13 protein-coding genes are annotated in these 14,864 nt (G+C 71.9%); all 13 read right to left on the minus strand.

The window, feature by feature from the left end:
• Positions 1-190: 190 nt before the first annotated feature.
• A complete protein-coding gene (locus ACFVUY_RS11715; RefSeq protein WP_387694827.1) occupies positions 191-1,540 on the minus strand; it encodes a DivIVA domain-containing protein in 1,350 nt (449 codons plus the stop codon).
• 59 nt (positions 1,541-1,599) lie between these two features.
• Positions 1,600-1,881 carry a YggT family protein gene (locus ACFVUY_RS11720; RefSeq protein ID WP_030060143.1) on the minus strand — a complete coding sequence of 94 codons (282 nt, stop codon included), beginning with the start codon at positions 1,879-1,881 and terminating at the stop codon, positions 1,600-1,602.
• 98 nt (positions 1,882-1,979) lie between these two features.
• Positions 1,980-2,597 (minus strand): cell division protein SepF, encoded by a 618-nt coding sequence (locus tag ACFVUY_RS11725; RefSeq protein WP_224276937.1) that lies wholly within the window; start codon positions 2,595-2,597, stop codon positions 1,980-1,982.
• Positions 2,598-2,889: 292 nt separating this feature from the next.
• Positions 2,890-3,678: a YggS family pyridoxal phosphate-dependent enzyme gene (locus ACFVUY_RS11730; RefSeq protein ID WP_387694826.1), complete on the minus strand. Its 789-nt coding sequence runs from the start codon at positions 3,676-3,678 to the stop codon at positions 2,890-2,892.
• Positions 3,678-4,409: a peptidoglycan editing factor PgeF gene (gene pgeF / locus ACFVUY_RS11735; protein ID WP_380551098.1), complete on the minus strand. Its 732-nt coding sequence runs from the start codon at positions 4,407-4,409 to the stop codon at positions 3,678-3,680. Before pgeF ends, ACFVUY_RS11730 begins: the two co-directional genes overlap by 1 nt.
• Entirely contained in the window at positions 4,406-5,638 is a 1,233-nt protein-coding gene (gene ftsZ, locus ACFVUY_RS11740) for a cell division protein FtsZ (RefSeq protein WP_387694825.1), read from the minus strand. The genes pgeF and ftsZ overlap by 4 nt, the downstream gene beginning before the upstream one ends.
• A 364-nt stretch (positions 5,639-6,002) precedes the next feature.
• Positions 6,003-6,779, minus strand: a complete 777-nt coding sequence (locus tag ACFVUY_RS11745; protein ID WP_387694824.1) for a cell division protein FtsQ/DivIB — start codon at positions 6,777-6,779, stop codon at positions 6,003-6,005.
• Positions 6,772-7,878 carry an undecaprenyldiphospho-muramoylpentapeptide beta-N-acetylglucosaminyltransferase gene (gene murG, locus ACFVUY_RS11750; protein ID WP_359912813.1) on the minus strand — a complete coding sequence of 369 codons (1,107 nt, stop codon included), beginning with the start codon at positions 7,876-7,878 and terminating at the stop codon, positions 6,772-6,774. Before murG ends, ACFVUY_RS11745 begins: the two co-directional genes overlap by 8 nt.
• 6 nt (positions 7,879-7,884) lie before the next feature.
• Entirely contained in the window at positions 7,885-9,225 is a 1,341-nt protein-coding gene (gene ftsW, locus ACFVUY_RS11755; protein WP_387694823.1) for a putative lipid II flippase FtsW, read from the minus strand.
• Positions 9,226-9,300: 75 nt separating this feature from the next.
• Positions 9,301-10,749, minus strand: coding sequence for a UDP-N-acetylmuramoyl-L-alanine--D-glutamate ligase (gene murD, locus ACFVUY_RS11760; protein WP_387729409.1), 1,449 nt, complete (start codon positions 10,747-10,749; stop codon positions 9,301-9,303).
• Positions 10,746-11,807, minus strand: a complete 1,062-nt coding sequence (gene mraY, locus ACFVUY_RS11765; protein WP_359827635.1) for a phospho-N-acetylmuramoyl-pentapeptide-transferase — start codon at positions 11,805-11,807, stop codon at positions 10,746-10,748. Before mraY ends, murD begins: the two co-directional genes overlap by 4 nt.
• Positions 11,807-13,210, minus strand: a complete 1,404-nt coding sequence (gene murF, locus ACFVUY_RS11770) for a UDP-N-acetylmuramoyl-tripeptide--D-alanyl-D-alanine ligase (protein WP_387694821.1) — start codon at positions 13,208-13,210, stop codon at positions 11,807-11,809. The genes mraY and murF overlap by 1 nt, the downstream gene beginning before the upstream one ends.
• A complete protein-coding gene (locus tag ACFVUY_RS11775; protein ID WP_387694820.1) occupies positions 13,207-14,859 on the minus strand; it encodes a UDP-N-acetylmuramoyl-L-alanyl-D-glutamate--2,6-diaminopimelate ligase in 1,653 nt (550 codons plus the stop codon). Before ACFVUY_RS11775 ends, murF begins: the two co-directional genes overlap by 4 nt.
• Between the last annotated feature and the right edge of the window lie 5 nt (positions 14,860-14,864).

Here is a 14,864-nt window from a genome sequence, read left to right on the forward strand (position 1 = left end):
CGCCCCACCCACAGGGTCGGCAGTCTGAAAATCATCCAGCCCCCGGAGCACCCACCCCCTGCGCCGCCCCCGGCCCCCCACCCTCCCGAGAGCCCCCTCCCGAAAGCCCCCCACCCAGCACAAACAAGAGCGCCCCCTCCCCGACCCGTGGGTCGGAAAGGGGGCGCCCTCAAAAGGCTCTGCTACAACCTCAGTTGTCGCCGTCCTCGTCGATCAGGAAGCCCCGCATCGGCGCCGGAGCCTGCTGCATCGGCTGCGGCGGCTGCGGTCGGACCGCCGCCATCGGCTGGGTCATCCCGGCCGGCTGCATCTGCGGCGCACCGCTGTTGCCACCGGTCGACTGCCCGCCGAAGCTCGGCGCCGGGGAGTTGCCGCCGAAGGCGCTGTTCCCGCCGAAGGACGGCGAGTTGCCACCGAAGGACGGCTGGTTGCCGCCGAAGCTCGGCGCACCGCTGCTCATCGCACCGGCACCGGCCGGGGCCATCGACGAGGCCGCCGGCGGCAGCGACGCGGTGGCGGGGATCCGCGGCGGAGCGAGCGAGTCGTCGGCCTGCGACTCCAGCTGGCGCAGCTGGGTCTCCAGGTACGACTTCAGTCGCGTGCGGTACTCACGCTCGAACGCCCGCAGGTCTTCGACCTTGCGCTCCAGCGTGGCCCGCGCCGACTCCAGCGATCCCATCGCGACGCGGTGCTTCTCCTGCGCGTCCCGCTCCAGCGCGTCGGCCTTCGCACGGGCGTCGCGCTCCAGGCCCTCGGCCCGGCTGCGCGCCTCGCCGACGATCTTGTTGGCCTCGGAACGGGCCTCGGAGATCGCCTGGTCGGCGGTCTGCTGAGCGAGCGCCAGCACACGGGCGGCACTGTCGCCGCCGGGGCCCTGCTGCTGCATCGGGCCGCCCATGGGGCCGCCCATCTGCTGCGGGCCGCCCATGGGGCCGCCCATCGGCTGCATCTGCTGCTGGCCCATGCCCTGGCCCATCGGGTTGCCCATCTGCTGCGGGCCACCGGGACCGCCCATGGGCTGCAGCATCTGACCGCCCATCGGCTGGACCAGCTGCTGCTGGCCGCCCATGGTCTGGTTCATCTGCTGCTGCTGCGGGCCGCCGGCGGGAAGCTGCGGCGCGGATCCGGCGGGCAGGCCGAGGGGCTGGTTGCCCATCTGCTGCTGCTGCTGCGGGCCGGGGCCCATCTGCTGGGGACCACCCGGGCCCATCTGCTGCGGGCCGCCGGGGCCCATCTGCTGCGGGCCACCCGGACCCTGCTGGCCGGGGACCGGCGGGCCGGATATGGCGGCCGGCACCGGGGCGCCGCCCTGTCGGGGCGCGTCCTGCTGCGGCTCCTTGCGCAGGTTGGCCTGGTTCTGCGCGGCGGCACGAGTCGCGGCGGCCAGCTTGGCGCGCAGGTCCTCGTTCTCCCGGAGGAGGCGGGTCAGCTCCGCCTCGACCTCGTCGAGGAAGGCATCGACCTCGTCCTCGTCATAGCCTTCACGCAGGCGGACGGTCGTGAACTGCTTGTTCCGAACGTCCTCGGGGGTCAATGGCATCTCTTCACCTCAACGTGATCGTCGGCACACCGGCATCCTGTCGCATCGCTCACCTACGACTAGGGGTGCACAAGCGAGATCAGGACATACACAATGATCATCAGTACGAAGAAGGACAGGTCGAGCGCCACGCCCCCGAAACGCAACGGCGGAATGAGCCGCCGAAGAAGCTTGAGCGGCGGATCCGTGACAGTGTACGTGGCCTCCAGGACCAGGACCATGGCCTTGCCGGGCCGCCACGAACGCGCGAACTGGAAGACCCAGTCCATGACCAGCCGTACGAGCAGGAACACCAGGAAGACGGTCAGGGCGTAGTAGAGCACCGCCCACACGATGTCCATCGCGTATCCCTCTCCCCGGTCCCGATCCCTCGGGCCTGCCGCTCGTCACCTGTCGCCAACCACTGTTGATCAGATCCACACGTAAAGTCGTGGCCGGGTCAGCTCTGGTTGAAGAACCCACCCTCGGCGATCCGAGCCTTGTCCTCCGCCGTGACATCGACGTTAGCAGGCGACAGCAGGAACACCTTCTGTGTCACGCGCTCGATACTGCCGTGCAGACCGAAGACGAGTCCAGCCGCGAAGTCTACGAGGCGCTTCGCGTCGGTGTCGTCCATCTCGGTCAGATTCATGATCACGGGGGTCCCGCCACGGAACTGTTCCCCGATGGTACGGGCCTCGTTGTAGGTCCGGGGGTGCAGCGTGGTGATGCGGTAGGGCTCTCGTTCGTTCACGACCTTGGGCATGATCACCGGCGCGCTCTTCTCCAGGTTGTGGCGACGTTCGGGTGTGATGGACGACACGGGGGCCATCCTCGGAGTCTCCTGGCGGATCGGCACCGCCGCGGGCACCGGCTGCGGGGTGATCGAGGAGACCGGGGCGGGCGCGGCGGCCGCGGGAGCCGGGGCCGGCCGGGGGATGTCCTCGGTCCGCTGGCCCGTCCGGATCGGTTCGGGGTCCGCGTCGTAGTCGTCGTCGGGGTCGTACCCCTGGCCGTCGTACGTCTCGTCCTCCACGAGGCCGAGGTAGACCGCCATCTTGCGCATTGCGCCGGCCATGCTCCTGTCTCCTCCGCTCATAGCCACCTCGCTCGCGCTCGGTGGCGGCTTCGCGATGCGCGCACCTTCTGATGGTCGCTTCGCTCGTTCCGTACGGACCGGCTCCGGCCCGGGCCGTACGGCCCCGCCTGCGGATTCCGCGGTCCCTCCACGACGGCGTGTCAGCCCGACGGCCGGTCAGATGCGTGGAGTGGGGGCCGCGGAGCTGCGATCCACGGTTCGCTAGCGCTCCGAAGAGCTGCTAGATTCTGTCCTATTTTGTCCTGCTGTCTGATCTACTTACCCGGTGACGTTACCTGAGGGGTGACCTCACTCCGAGTACCGCCGTTCCGACGCGCACATGTGTCGCTCCGGCGGCAATCGCCTGCTCAAGGTCACCGCTCATCCCTGCGGAGACCATGGTGGCAGCCGGATGGGCCGCCCGTACGGCGGTTGCGATTTCCGCCAGCCGATCGAAGGCCCGGGCCGGGTCTCCGGCCAGCGGGCCGGCCAGCGGAGCGACGGTCATCACACCGTCCAGCCGCAGCCCGGGCGTGTCGGCGATCGCGTCGGCCAGTTGCGCGACGTCCTCCGGCGCGACCCCCGCCCGGTGCTCACCCTCCCCGTGCGCCTTGTCCAGCGCCACCTGCACCAGGCAGCCCAGCTCCGGGCGCTCCGCCTTGAGCACCGCCGCGGAGAGCGACTCGACCAGCCGGAGCCGGTCCACCGAGTGCACGTGGTTCGCGTAGCGGACGACCGAGCGGACCTTGTTGGTCTGCAGCTGGCCGACGAAGTGCCAGTCAAGAGGAAGGTTTCTGCACTGCTCCGCCTTGGGAGCGGCGTCCTGGTCCCGGTTCTCCGCGACGTCCGTCACCCCGAGACCGGCCAGCAGCGCGGTGTCCTCGGCGGGGTAGGTCTTGGTGACGACGACCAGGGTGACCTCCTCCCGGGCGCGCCCGGCGGCCGCGCACGCGTCCGCGATCCGGCGCTCGACCACGTCGAGGTTGGTGCCGAGTTCCTCGTACCGGGCCCGCTGGCCCTCCGTCAGCGCGGCGGTGAACTCCGGGCTTCCCGGGAACGGTCCGTAGATGTCGTTCGTCATCAGTGATCAGAGCCCAACCAGACGTAGCTCGCGAGCCGGCCGGTGCGCTGCTCGCGGCGATAGGAGTAGTGATCGGCGGATTCAAGGGTGCAGACCGGTGATCTCACCAGCTCCTTGACCCCCACCGCGGCCAGCTGGGCCGCGACTCCCTCCGGCACGTCCAGCGCCGGAGTCCCCCAGGAGGTCTCGGCGAAGGCCTCCGGCACCACCGCGGCGACCTCGGCGCGCAGCTGCGCCGGCACCTCGTAGCAGCGGCCGCAGACCGCGGGCCCGGTGGCGGCGGTGATCCGCGAGGGCTCCGCGCCCAGTTCGACCATCGCCCGGACGGCCGCGGGCACCACCCCGGCCGCCAGCCCGGGCCGGCCCGCGTGGGCCGCGCCCACCACGCCCGCCACCGGATCGGCCAGCAGCACCGGAGTGCAGTCGGCCGTCAGCACCGCCAGTGCGAGCGGCCGGTCGGAGACCACCGCGTCCACCGTCGGGGCCTGACCGGGCGGCTGGCGCCCGGTCACCACGGCAACCTCGGCGCCGTGCACCTGGTTCATCCACACCACGTCGGCCGGGTCGAGACCCAGCTGCCGGGCGGCCAGCGCCCGGTTCTCCCGCACGGCCTCCGGGTCGTCCCCCACCGCGCCGCCGAGGTTGAGCTCCCCGTACGGCGAAGTGCTCACCCCGCCCCACCGGGAGGTGAAGGCGAAGTGAGCACCCGCGCGGATCGAGTGATCGATCACTTAAGGAAGTCCGGGACGTCGAGCTCCTCTGCCGGGCTCTCCACGTACGGCTGCCGGGCCGGCTGCACCTGCGGCGGCACCGGGGCGGCGGTCGTGGTGGCCGAGGTCTCGGCGGTCCGGCTCGACGACGCGGTCGAGGACTCGCCCTCCGACCGGGACGTCACCGAGCCGATGCTCCCGTAGGACGGGCGGCCGGCCGGACGCTCCGGGGCGGCCGGCGGGGTGGCCGGGCGCTCCGGGGCGGTGGACTTGACCACCGGGTCGCGGACGATCGCCGGCGGCTGCCCGCCGTCGAAGCCGGCCGCGATGACGGTGACCCGGACCTCGTCGCCGAGCGCGTCGTCGATGACCGCACCGAAGATGATGTTCGCCTCGGGGTGGGCGGCCTCGCTGACCAGCTGGGCCGACTCGTTGATCTCGAACAGGCCGAGGTCGGAGCCGCCCGAGATGGACAGCAGCACGCCGCGGGCGCCGTCGATCGAGGCCTCCAGCAGCGGCGAGGAGATCGCCATCACGGCGGCGGCCTTGGCGCGGTCCTCACCGCGGGCCGAGCCGATGCCCATGAGCGCCGAACCGGCCTCCGACATCACGGACTTGACGTCGGCGAAGTCGAGGTTGATCAGACCCGGGGTGGTGATCAGGTCGGTGATGCCCTGGACACCGGAGAGCAGGACCTGGTCGGCCGAGCGGAAAGCGTCGAGCACGCTGACCTGGCGGTCCGAAATGGACAGCAGTCGGTCGTTGGGGATCACGATGAGGGTGTCGACCTCTTCGCGCAGGGAGGCGATTCCGTCCTCGGCCTGGTTGGCCCGGCGCCGTCCCTCGAAGGTGAACGGACGGGTGACCACGCCGATGGTCAGGGCGCCCAGGGAGCGCGCGATGTTGGCGACGACGGGCGCGCCGCCCGTGCCCGTGCCACCGCCCTCACCGGCGGTCACGAAGACCATGTCGGCCCCCTTGAGGACCTCCTCGATCTCCTCGCGGTGGTCCTCGGCGGCCTTCCGGCCGACCTCGGGGTTGGCGCCGGCGCCGAGGCCCCGGGTGAGTTCACGGCCCACATCGAGCTTGACGTCGGCGTCGCTCATCAGGAGGGCCTGCGCATCGGTGTTGATCGCGATGAACTCGACGCCCTTGAGACCGACCTCGATCATCCGGTTGATGGCGTTGACACCACCGCCGCCGATTCCGACGACCTTGATGACTGCGAGGTAGTTCTGCGGTGCTGCCACGTCGAAGGCCTCTCGCCTCGAATTTCCGGGTCGGCCCGACCCGGGGCGGGGCCGTACCGACGGATGTCGATGGGTAGGGAGCCTGGTTTCTGACTGAATGTCCGAAATGCCGACCGCCGACCCCAACCCTAAACTTGACCTTTAGGGTTAGTTCTGTGCCTCCGTCACATCACCAGGAAACACAGTCTGGTGACACAGGACACTAGGTGGCTCCGGGCACGCGTTTCAACGAACACGCCGAGCTTCCCTTTTTCTTTTGAGCCTATGTGATCATCGGCCGGCATAGGAAACCGGGGGTGACCACCAAGAGTCGGGCCGACACTTCAAGGCGTCAACCCCTCCCTCAGGCAGAGAACCTACCGGATCATCCCGACACCGCCGGCGCCTCCGGCGCCGTCACGTCGAAGTTCGTGCCCTTCTGCTTCATCAGTGCGACCAGCACCCTGGCCTTCCGGTCGATCTGCTCCGGACTCCCCCAGCGCACCGTCGCACCCCCGCTGAGCTGCAACTCGATGTCGTCGTAGGAGTGCACCAGCACCGAGCCGGCCCGCTTGGCGACCTCCGGCGGCAGCCCGGCGGCCACCGCCACCGCGCCCTGCACCAATTGCGGACGGGAGATCACCCCGTCCACGTCGTTCGCCTGCTGACTGAGTCGCAGCTCGACCACCGGAACGCCCTCCGGCGGAGCCGGTTCGGTGGCGAAGCTCACGCCCCCGGCATCCACCTGGGTGAACTGGCCGTCATCCCCCTTGACGGCGGCCACCGCCTTGCGCTGGACGACCTTCACCCGCAGGGTGTGCGGCCAGCCCCGCCACACCTCGGCCTCGGCCACCCGGGGGATCCCCTCCACCCGGTGCCGGACGTCGTCCAGGTCCACGCGCGCCAGCGGGCCGTCACCGAGCCCGCCGACCGCCGCGCGGACCTGGTCCGCCGTCAACTTGTCGTCGCTCATGCCCTGGACCGCGACGCTGCGCACGTCCAGGACCGAGGAGAGGAACACCAGCCAGGCCAGCACGCCGAGCACCGTGGCGCCGAGCACGCCCAGCACCACGATGCCCCGCCGGGAGAGCCGGAGGCGGGGAGCGGACTCCTCCACCTCCAACTCCTCCTCCAACGGGTCGGCGAGCCGGCCGTCAGCCACGGCGGCGGCCGCCGCGGTGGGCCTGGATCGCCTCGTAGACCATGCCGACCAGCAGGTCGTCGGCGTCCCGGCGGCCGAACTCGGCGGCCGACCGGCTCATGTCCCACAGCCGCTGCGGGTCGGTGAGCACCGGCAGCACGTTCTGGAGCACCCAGTCCGGAGTCAGCTCGGCGTCGTCCACCAGCAGGCCGCCGCCGGCCTTGACCATCGGCTGGGCGTTCAGCCGCTGCTCGCCGTTGCCGATCGGCAGCGGGACGAAGGCGGCGGGCAGGCCGACGGCCGCCAGCTCGGCCACCGTCATGGCGCCGGCCCGGCAGAGCATCATGTCGGCGGCCGCGTAGGCCAGGTCCATCCGGTCCAGGTACGGCACCGGGCGGTACGGCGGCATCCCGGGGACGTCCGCCACCTGCGGCAGCTCGTTCTTCGGGCCGACCGCGTGCAGGATCTGCACGCCGTACTGCTGGAGCCGCGGGGCGATCGCGGTGATCGTCTCGTTGAGCCGGCGCGCGCCCTGGGAGCCGCCGGAGACCAGCAGGGTGGGCAGCCGCTGGTCGAGGCCGAAGTAGTGGCGGGCCTCGGGGCGGGCCGCGGCGCGGTCCAGGGTGGCGATGGTCCGGCGCAGCGGGATGCCGATGTACCGGGAGTCGCGCAGCTTGCTGTCCGGCGTGGAGACCGCCACGAAGTCGCTGTAGCGGGCGCCGATCTTGTTGGCCAGGCCCGGGCGGGCGTTCGCCTCGTGCACCACGATCGGCACGCCGGCCCGCTTGGCGGCCAGGTAGGCGGGCATCGCGACGTAGCCGCCGAAGCCGACCACGGCGTCCGCGTTGACCCGCTCGATGATCTCCTGGGCGGCCCGGACGGTGCCGCGCAGCCGGCCGGGGACGGTGATCAGCTCCGGGGTGGGCTTGCGGGGCAGCGGCACGGCCGGGATGAGCTCCAGCTGGTAGCCGCGCTCGGGGACCAGCCGGGTCTCCAGTCCGCGCTCGGTGCCCAGGGCGGTGATCCCGACGGACGGGTCGTGCCTGCGGAGGGCATCCGCGAGGGCCATGGCCGGCTCGATGTGACCGGCGGTCCCCCCGCCGGCGAGTACGACATGCACCGAAATTCACCGCTCCCTGCGTGCCGGCCCCGGGGCCGGGCGCGCTGTGGTTCGTCGTCGTGGCAGCACCCGGGCCAGTTGTCTCCTGATCCGGGAGTTCTTGCTCCGGGCGGCCAGGGCCGCCTTCGCGCCCGAGGTGCTGCGCGCCAGGCACAGCAGCACTCCGATCGCGGACATGGCCGACAGCATGGCGGAACCGCCGTAGGAGAACAGCGGGAGCGGGACGCCCGCGATGGGCAGCAGTCCCAGCGCCGACCCCAGGTTGATCATGGCCTGCGCCATGATCCAGGTGGTGGCGGCTCCCGCGGCGTACCTGACGAAGGGGTCCTTCGTACCGATGGCCACACGGATACCCGCGTAGCCTAGTGCCGAGAAGAGACCGAGGACCGACAGCGTCCCCACCAGACCGAGTTCCTCGCCGGTCGCGGCGAAGATGAAGTCGGTGTGCGCCTCGGGCAGCTGGCCCCATTTCTCCACGCCGGCGCCGAGGCCGGTGCCGAAGCCGCCGCCGTTGGCGAACGCGAAGACGCCGTGCAGGGCCTGGAAGCAGGCGCCCTCCGGGTCGAGCTTGGTGACGCCGATGCAGCTCAGCCGCTCCGCCCGGTGCGGCACGGTGACCACCAGGGCGGTGCAGACCACCACCGCCACCCCGAGGGTGGCCACGAACAGCCGCAGCGGCGCGCCGACCATCCAGAGCAGCGCGAACACCATGGCCACCAGGATCATCGAGGTGCCCATGTCGCCGCCGAACATGATCAGCGCGAGCAGCAGCAGGGCCCCCGGCACCAGTGGCACCAGCAGGTGCTTCCACGAGTTGAGGGTGCCGGCCTTCTGCTTGCGGGCGAGCAGGTCGGCGCCCCAGAGCACCAGCGCGAGCTTGGCGAACTCCGAGGGCTGGAACTGGAAGAAGCCGAAGTCCAGCCAGTTCTGGTTGCCGTTGATCCGCACCCCGATGCCGGGGATGGCCACCAGCGTGAGGGCGCCGATCACAGCGATCATCACCGGATAGGTGATCACCCGCAGCACCGCCACCGGGACGGAGGCGAAGCCGATCAGCAGGACCAGGCCGAGGATGGCCGCGATCAACTGCTTGAGGAAGTAGTACTGCGCCGTGTGGTGCTGGTTCAGGGCGAGGATCTGCGAGGCCGAGAAGACCATCATCAGACCGAGCACGACCAGCAGCAGGGTGCTGCCGACGACCAGCAGGTACGGGGTGAGCGGCCGGTCCAGCCAGTACCGGACCCGGGCCCGGAAGGCCTGGACGCGGGCCAGTGGACCGGCCGACTTGTACTTGGTCGTGGTGGCGGAGATCACTCTCATCGGCTCGGCGGCGTCCCGCTTCTCCACGCCGGAATCCGCTCTGCCCTGCCCCGCCACCGCTCCCCACTCACTGTTCTCCGTCCGACGCCCGCGCCGGACCGCCTACTCGCCCGCCAGCTCCCGGACGGCCGCCGCGAAGAGGTCGCCGCGCTCGCCGTAGTTGGTGAACATGTCCATCGAGGCGCAGGCCGGTGCCAGCAGCACCGTGTCACCCGATCGGGCGAGCGACGCGGCCGTTCGAACGACCTCGGCCATCGCCACCGCGCCAGTCTGGCCCTCGGCCGCCTCGATCACCGGCACATCCGGAGCGTGTCGCTCCAGCGCCTCCCGGATCAGCGCCCGGTCCTCGCCGATCAGCACCACCCCGCGCAGCCGCTCGGCCGCGCCCTGCACCAGGTCGTCGAAGGTCGCGCCCTTGGCCAGTCCCCCGGCGATCCAGACGATCGGCCGGTAGGCGGCCAGCGAGGCGGCCGCCGCGTGGGTGTTGGTGGCCTTGGAGTCGTCGATGTACGCGACCTCGCGGACCACGCCGACCTCGGCGATCCGGTGGGCGTCCGGGCGGAAGGCCCGCAGGCCCTCCCGGACGGCCTTCGGGTCGACGCCGTACGACCGGGCCAGCGCCGCCGCGGCGAGCGCGTTGGCGATGTTGTGCGGGGCCGGCGGGTTGACGTCCTCGACGGCGCCCAGCTCGGCCGCGTTCTTGGCCCGGTCCTCGACGAAGGCCCGGTCCACCAGCAGCCCGTCCACCACGCCGAAGTTCGACGGACCGGGCGCGCCGAGGCCGAAGCCGATAGCCCGGCAGCCCTCCTCGACGTCGGCCTCGCGGACCAGCGCCTCGGTGGCCGGGTCGGCCAGGTTGTACACGCAGGCGACGACGTTGCCCTCGTAGATCCGGCCCTTGTCGGCGGCGTACGCCTCCATCGAGCCGTGCCAGTCGAGGTGGTCGGGTGCCAGGTTGAGCACCGCCGCCGAGTACGGGCGCAGCGAAGGCGCCCAGTGCAGCTGGTAGCTGGAGAGCTCGACGGCGAGCACGTCGTACGGCTCCTCGGCGAGCACCGCGTCCAGCACCGAGACCCCGACGTTGCCGACCGCGGCGGTGCGCCGGCCGGCGGCGGTGAGGATCGAGGCGAGCATCTGGACGGTGGTGGTCTTGCCGTTGGTGCCGGTGACGGCCAGCCAGGGGGCGGGTTCGCCGGTGCCGGGCAGCGGCCTGCGCAGCCGCCAGGCCAGCTCGACGTCGCCCCAGACCGGCACCCCGGCCGCCTCGGCGGCGGCGAACAGCGGGCTGTCCGGCGCCCAGCCGGGCGAGGTGACGATCAGTTCGGTGCCCTCGGGCAGGCTCGCCCCGTCGCCGAGCCGCACGGTGACGCCCAGCGCCTCCAGCTCGGCGGCCCGGGCGGCCAGGCCGGGCCCGCTGCCGCCGTCCACCACGGTGACCCGGGCGCCGAGGCCGTGCAGGACGCGCGCGGCGCTGATGCCGGAGACGCCCAGCCCCGCGACGGCGACCGGCAGGCCGCCGAAGTCCGGGTTGGTCAGGTCGGGGTCGGTCATCCGGTCACCCATCCCGCGTAGAACAGTCCGAGGCCGACGGCGACGCACAGGCCCTGGATGATCCAGAACCGGACCACGATCAGGACCTCGGTCCAGCCCTTGAGTTCGAAGTGGTGCTGCAGTGGCGCCATCTTGAAGACGCGCTTGCCGGTCATCCGGAAGGAGCCGACCTGGATGATCACCGAGAGGGTGATGATCACGTAGAGGCCGCCGAGCAGGGCGAGCAGCAGCTCGGTGCGGGAGCAGATCGCCAGACCGGCCAGGGCGCCGCCGAGGGCGAGCGAGCCGGTGTCACCCATGAAGATCTTGGCGGGCGAGGTGTTCCACCACAGGAAGCCGAAGCAGGAGCCCATCAGGGCGGAGGCCACGACGGCGAGGTCCAGGGGGTCGCGGATGTCGTAGCAGTTGGCGGTCGCGGTGATGGCGTAGGCGCAGCTCTGGGTGTGCTCCCAGATGCCGATGAAGGTGTAGGCGCCGAAGACCATCACCGAGGCACCGGTGGCGAGGCCGTCCAGACCGTCCGTCAGGTTCACGCCGTTCGACATCGCGGCGATCATGAAGTACGCGAAGATGACGAACAGGACGGGGCCGATCGCCCACTTGAAGTCCCGGACGAAGGACAGGCTCTGGGACGCCGGGTTGAGCCCGCGGTCGTCCGGGAACTGCATCGCCAGGACGGCGAACCCGAGGCCGACGATCGACTGGCCGGCCAGCTTCGCCTTGGCCCGCAGGCCCAGCGAGCGGCGCTTGACCACCTTGATGTAGTCGTCCAGGAAGCCGACCAGGCCGAGACCCGCGGTCAGGAAGAGCACCAGCAGCCCGGAGGCCGTCGGGCTCTCGCCCGTTATCGCCTTCGTGGCGAAGTACGCGATCAGGGTCGCCAGGATGAAGGCGATGCCGCCCATGGTGGGCGTGCCCTTCTTGCTGTGGTGCGCCTTGGGGCCGTCGTCACGGATGTACTGGCCGTAGCCGTGCTTCGCCAGCACCTTGATCAGGGCCGGGGTGCCGAGCAGCGACAGGATGAGACCGATCATCCCGGAGAAAAGGATCTGCTTCATTATTCGGCCACACCGTCCGCCAGGAGGGCCTCGGCCACCTTCTCCAGCCCCACCGAACGGGAAGCCTTCACCAGGACCACATCCCCCGGCCGCAGCTGACTGCGCAGCAGCTCGACCGCCGCGTCCGCGTCGGACACCAGCACCGACTCCTCACCCCACGAACCTTCGTTCCTCGCGCCGAGTTCCATGCAGGCCGCCTCGCGTCCGCCGACCGCCACCAGCTTGGTGACGTCGAGCCGGACCGCGAGCCGCCCGATGGCGTCGTGCTCGGCCAGGCTCTCCTCGCCGAGCTCCCGCATCTCCCCGAGCACCGCCCAGGTGCGGCGGCGCTCCGGGCCCCGGCCGCCCATCGAGACGAGCGCCCGCAGCGCGGCCCGCATCGAGTCGGGGTTCGCGTTGTAGGCGTCGTTCACGACGGTGACACCGTCGGCCCGGTCGACGACCTCCATGCGCCAGCGGGACAGCGCACCCGCTTCGCCCAGGGCTGCCGCGGTGTCGTCGACGGACATCCCGAGCTCCACCGCCACCGCAGCGGCGGCGAGGGCGTTCGAGACGTGGTGCTCACCGTACAGGCGCAGCTGCACGGTCGCGGAACCGGCCGGGGTGGTGAGCGTGAAGGATGGCCGCCCGGTGGCGTCCAGGCGAACGTCGGTGGCCCGTACGTGGGCGTCCGGTGATTCCCCGAACAGGACCACCTTCGCCCTGGTGCGGGAGGCCATCGCGCGCACCAGCCGGTCGTCCGCGTTGAGGATCGCGGCACCGTCGGCGGGCAGCGACTCCACCAGTTCGCCCTTGGCCTCGGCGATCGCCTCCTGGGAGCCGAACTCGCCGACGTGGGCGGTGCCGACGTTGAGGACCAGGCCGATCCGGGGCGGGGTGATCGAGGTGAGGTACTCGATGTCGCCCTTGTGCCGGGCGCCCATCTCCATCACCAGGTGCCGGGTGCCGGCCTCGACCCGCAGCGCGGTCATCGGGTGGCCGATCTCGTTGTTGAGCGAGCCGGGCGGGTAGACCGTCGCGCCGTGGCGCTGGAGCAGCTGGGCGATCAGGTCCTTGGTGCTGGTCTTGCCGGCCGAGCCGGTCAGCGCGACCACGGCGGTGCCCTCGGCGCGGGCGACCACGGCGCGCGCCAGCCTGCCGAGCGCCTCCACCACACTGTCGACCAGGACGGCGGGCACGCCGACCGGGCGGGAGGCCAGCACCGCGACGGCGCCGTCCCCGACCGCCTTGGCCGCGTAGTCGTGGCCGTCCACGTGCTCGCCGACGAAGGCCGCGAACAGGCCGCCGGGGACCACCTTCCGCGAGTCGACCTCGACCGGGCCGGTGACCAGGGCGTCCGGGTCGGCGCCGTCCAGCGTGCCTCCGACGGCGGCGGCCACCTCGGCGAGGGTCAGTGCGATCACTGCTGCTCTACTCCTCGGTCGCCCCGTACGGCCGCGGCCCGCGCGACGGACTCGCGCAGCACCTCCCGGTCGTCGAAGGGGCGGATCTCGTCTCGTACGTACTGGCCGAGCTCGTGGCCCTTGCCGGCCACCAGCACGGTGTCCCCCGCCTGGGCGCGGGCGACGGCGAGTGCGATCGCCTCGGCCCGGTCGGGGACGACCAGGACGGCCCCGCGCTCGGCCTCGGGCACCGCGGCGGCGCCGTTCAGCATGGTGGCGAGGATCGCCAACGGGTCCTCGCTGCGCGGGTTGTCGCTGGTCAGCAGGGCGGTGTCGGCCAGGCGGGCGGCGATGGCGCCCATCGGGCCGCGCTTGTGCGGATCGCGGTCGCCGCCGCAGCCGACCACGACGTGCAGCCGGCCCTCGGTGACCTGGCGCAGCGAGGCGAGGACGGCCTGGAGGGCGTCCGGCTTGTGGGCGTAGTCGACGACGGCGACGAACGGCTGTCCGGCGTCCACCCGCTCCAGCCGGCCGGGCACGCCGGGGACGGCGGCGACGCCGGCCACGGCCCGCTCCAGCGGCAGCCCGGCGGCGACCAGCACGGTGATCGCGGCGAGCGCGTTGGCGACGTTGAACGGACCGGGCAGCGGGACGGAGGCGTCGGCCTCGGCGCCGTCCGGGCCCAGCACCCTGAAGGTGGAGCCGACCGGCCCGAGCCGGACGTCCACGGCCCGCCAGTCGGCCCCGGCGGCGCCGGTGGCGGAGAAGGTGGTCACCGGGATCTCGGCCTCGGCGGCGAGCCGGCGGCCGTACTCGTCGTCCAGGTTGACCACGCCCCGGCGGGACTTGCCGGGCTGGAAGAGCCGGGCCTTCGCCTGGAAGTAGTCCTCCATGTCCGGGTGGAAGTCGAGGTGCTCGGGGGTCAGGTTGTTGAACAGCGCGACGTCGTACGCGACGCCGTCGGTCCGGCCGAAGACCAGGGCGTGGCTGGAGACCTCCATGGTCACCGCGTCGGCGCCGCGCTCGGCCATCACGCCGAGGATCGCGTGCAGGTCGGTGGCCTCGGGGGTGGTGCGCTCGCTCTTGATCCGCTCCTCGCCGACCCGCATCTCGACGGTGCCGATCACTCCCGGGCTGCGCCCGGCGCCGCGCAGGCCGCCCTCGACCAGGTAGGAGGTGGTGGTCTTGCCGTTGGTGCCGGTCAGCCCGAGCATCAGCAGCCGCCGGGAGGGGCGGCCGTAGACGATCGCGGCCAACTCGCCCATGACGGCCCGCGGCCGGTCGACGACCAGCAGCGGAAGGCCGGTGGCGGCCGCCTGCTCGACGCCGGCCGGGTCGGTGAGCACCGCCACCGCGCCGGACTCCGCGGCCTTGGCCGCGAAGGCCGCGCCGTGGTGATTGGCGCCCGGGAAGGCCACGTACACGTCGCCCGGGCGGACCGCGCGGGAGTCGTGGGTGACACCGCTGACGGCGCCGCCCTCGACGGGCGGCAGGCCCAGTTCGGCGGCCAGCTCGGCGAGCGGCAGGGCGGTGGTCCCGGTCGGGCGGGGCGGACTCACGGTGGTTTGATCGGGTTTCGGCACGGCGGGAAGGCTATCCGCCGAAGGGTGTCCAGGGCCAAACCGGCCCTTCGCCGCGCCGTGCTCCGGCCCGGCCGGTTCGTTGCTCATCGCTC

The organism is Kitasatospora sp. NPDC058063 (genome assembly GCF_042885395.1).
Taxonomy (GTDB): domain Bacteria; phylum Actinomycetota; class Actinomycetes; order Streptomycetales; family Streptomycetaceae; genus Kitasatospora; species Kitasatospora lactacystinica.

Coding starts and splice junctions, on each gene's coding strand:
- ACFVUY_RS11715 (WP_387694827.1), bottom strand. CDS start 1,540: ATGCCATTGACCCCCGAGGACGTTCGGAACAAGCAGTTCACGACCGTC.
- ACFVUY_RS11720 (WP_030060143.1), bottom strand. CDS start 1,881: ATGGACATCGTGTGGGCGGTGCTCTACTACGCCCTGACCGTCTTCCTG.
- ACFVUY_RS11725 (WP_224276937.1), bottom strand. CDS start 2,597: ATGGCCGGCGCAATGCGCAAGATGGCGGTCTACCTCGGCCTCGTGGAG.
- ACFVUY_RS11730 (WP_387694826.1), bottom strand. CDS start 3,678: ATGACGAACGACATCTACGGACCGTTCCCGGGAAGCCCGGAGTTCACC.
- murD (WP_387729409.1), bottom strand. CDS start 10,749: ATGACCGACCCCGACCTGACCAACCCGGACTTCGGCGGCCTGCCGGTC.
- mraY (WP_359827635.1), bottom strand. CDS start 11,807: ATGAAGCAGATCCTTTTCTCCGGGATGATCGGTCTCATCCTGTCGCTG.
- ACFVUY_RS11775 (WP_387694820.1), bottom strand. CDS start 14,859: ATGAGCAACGAACCGGCCGGGCCGGAGCACGGCGCGGCGAAGGGCCGG.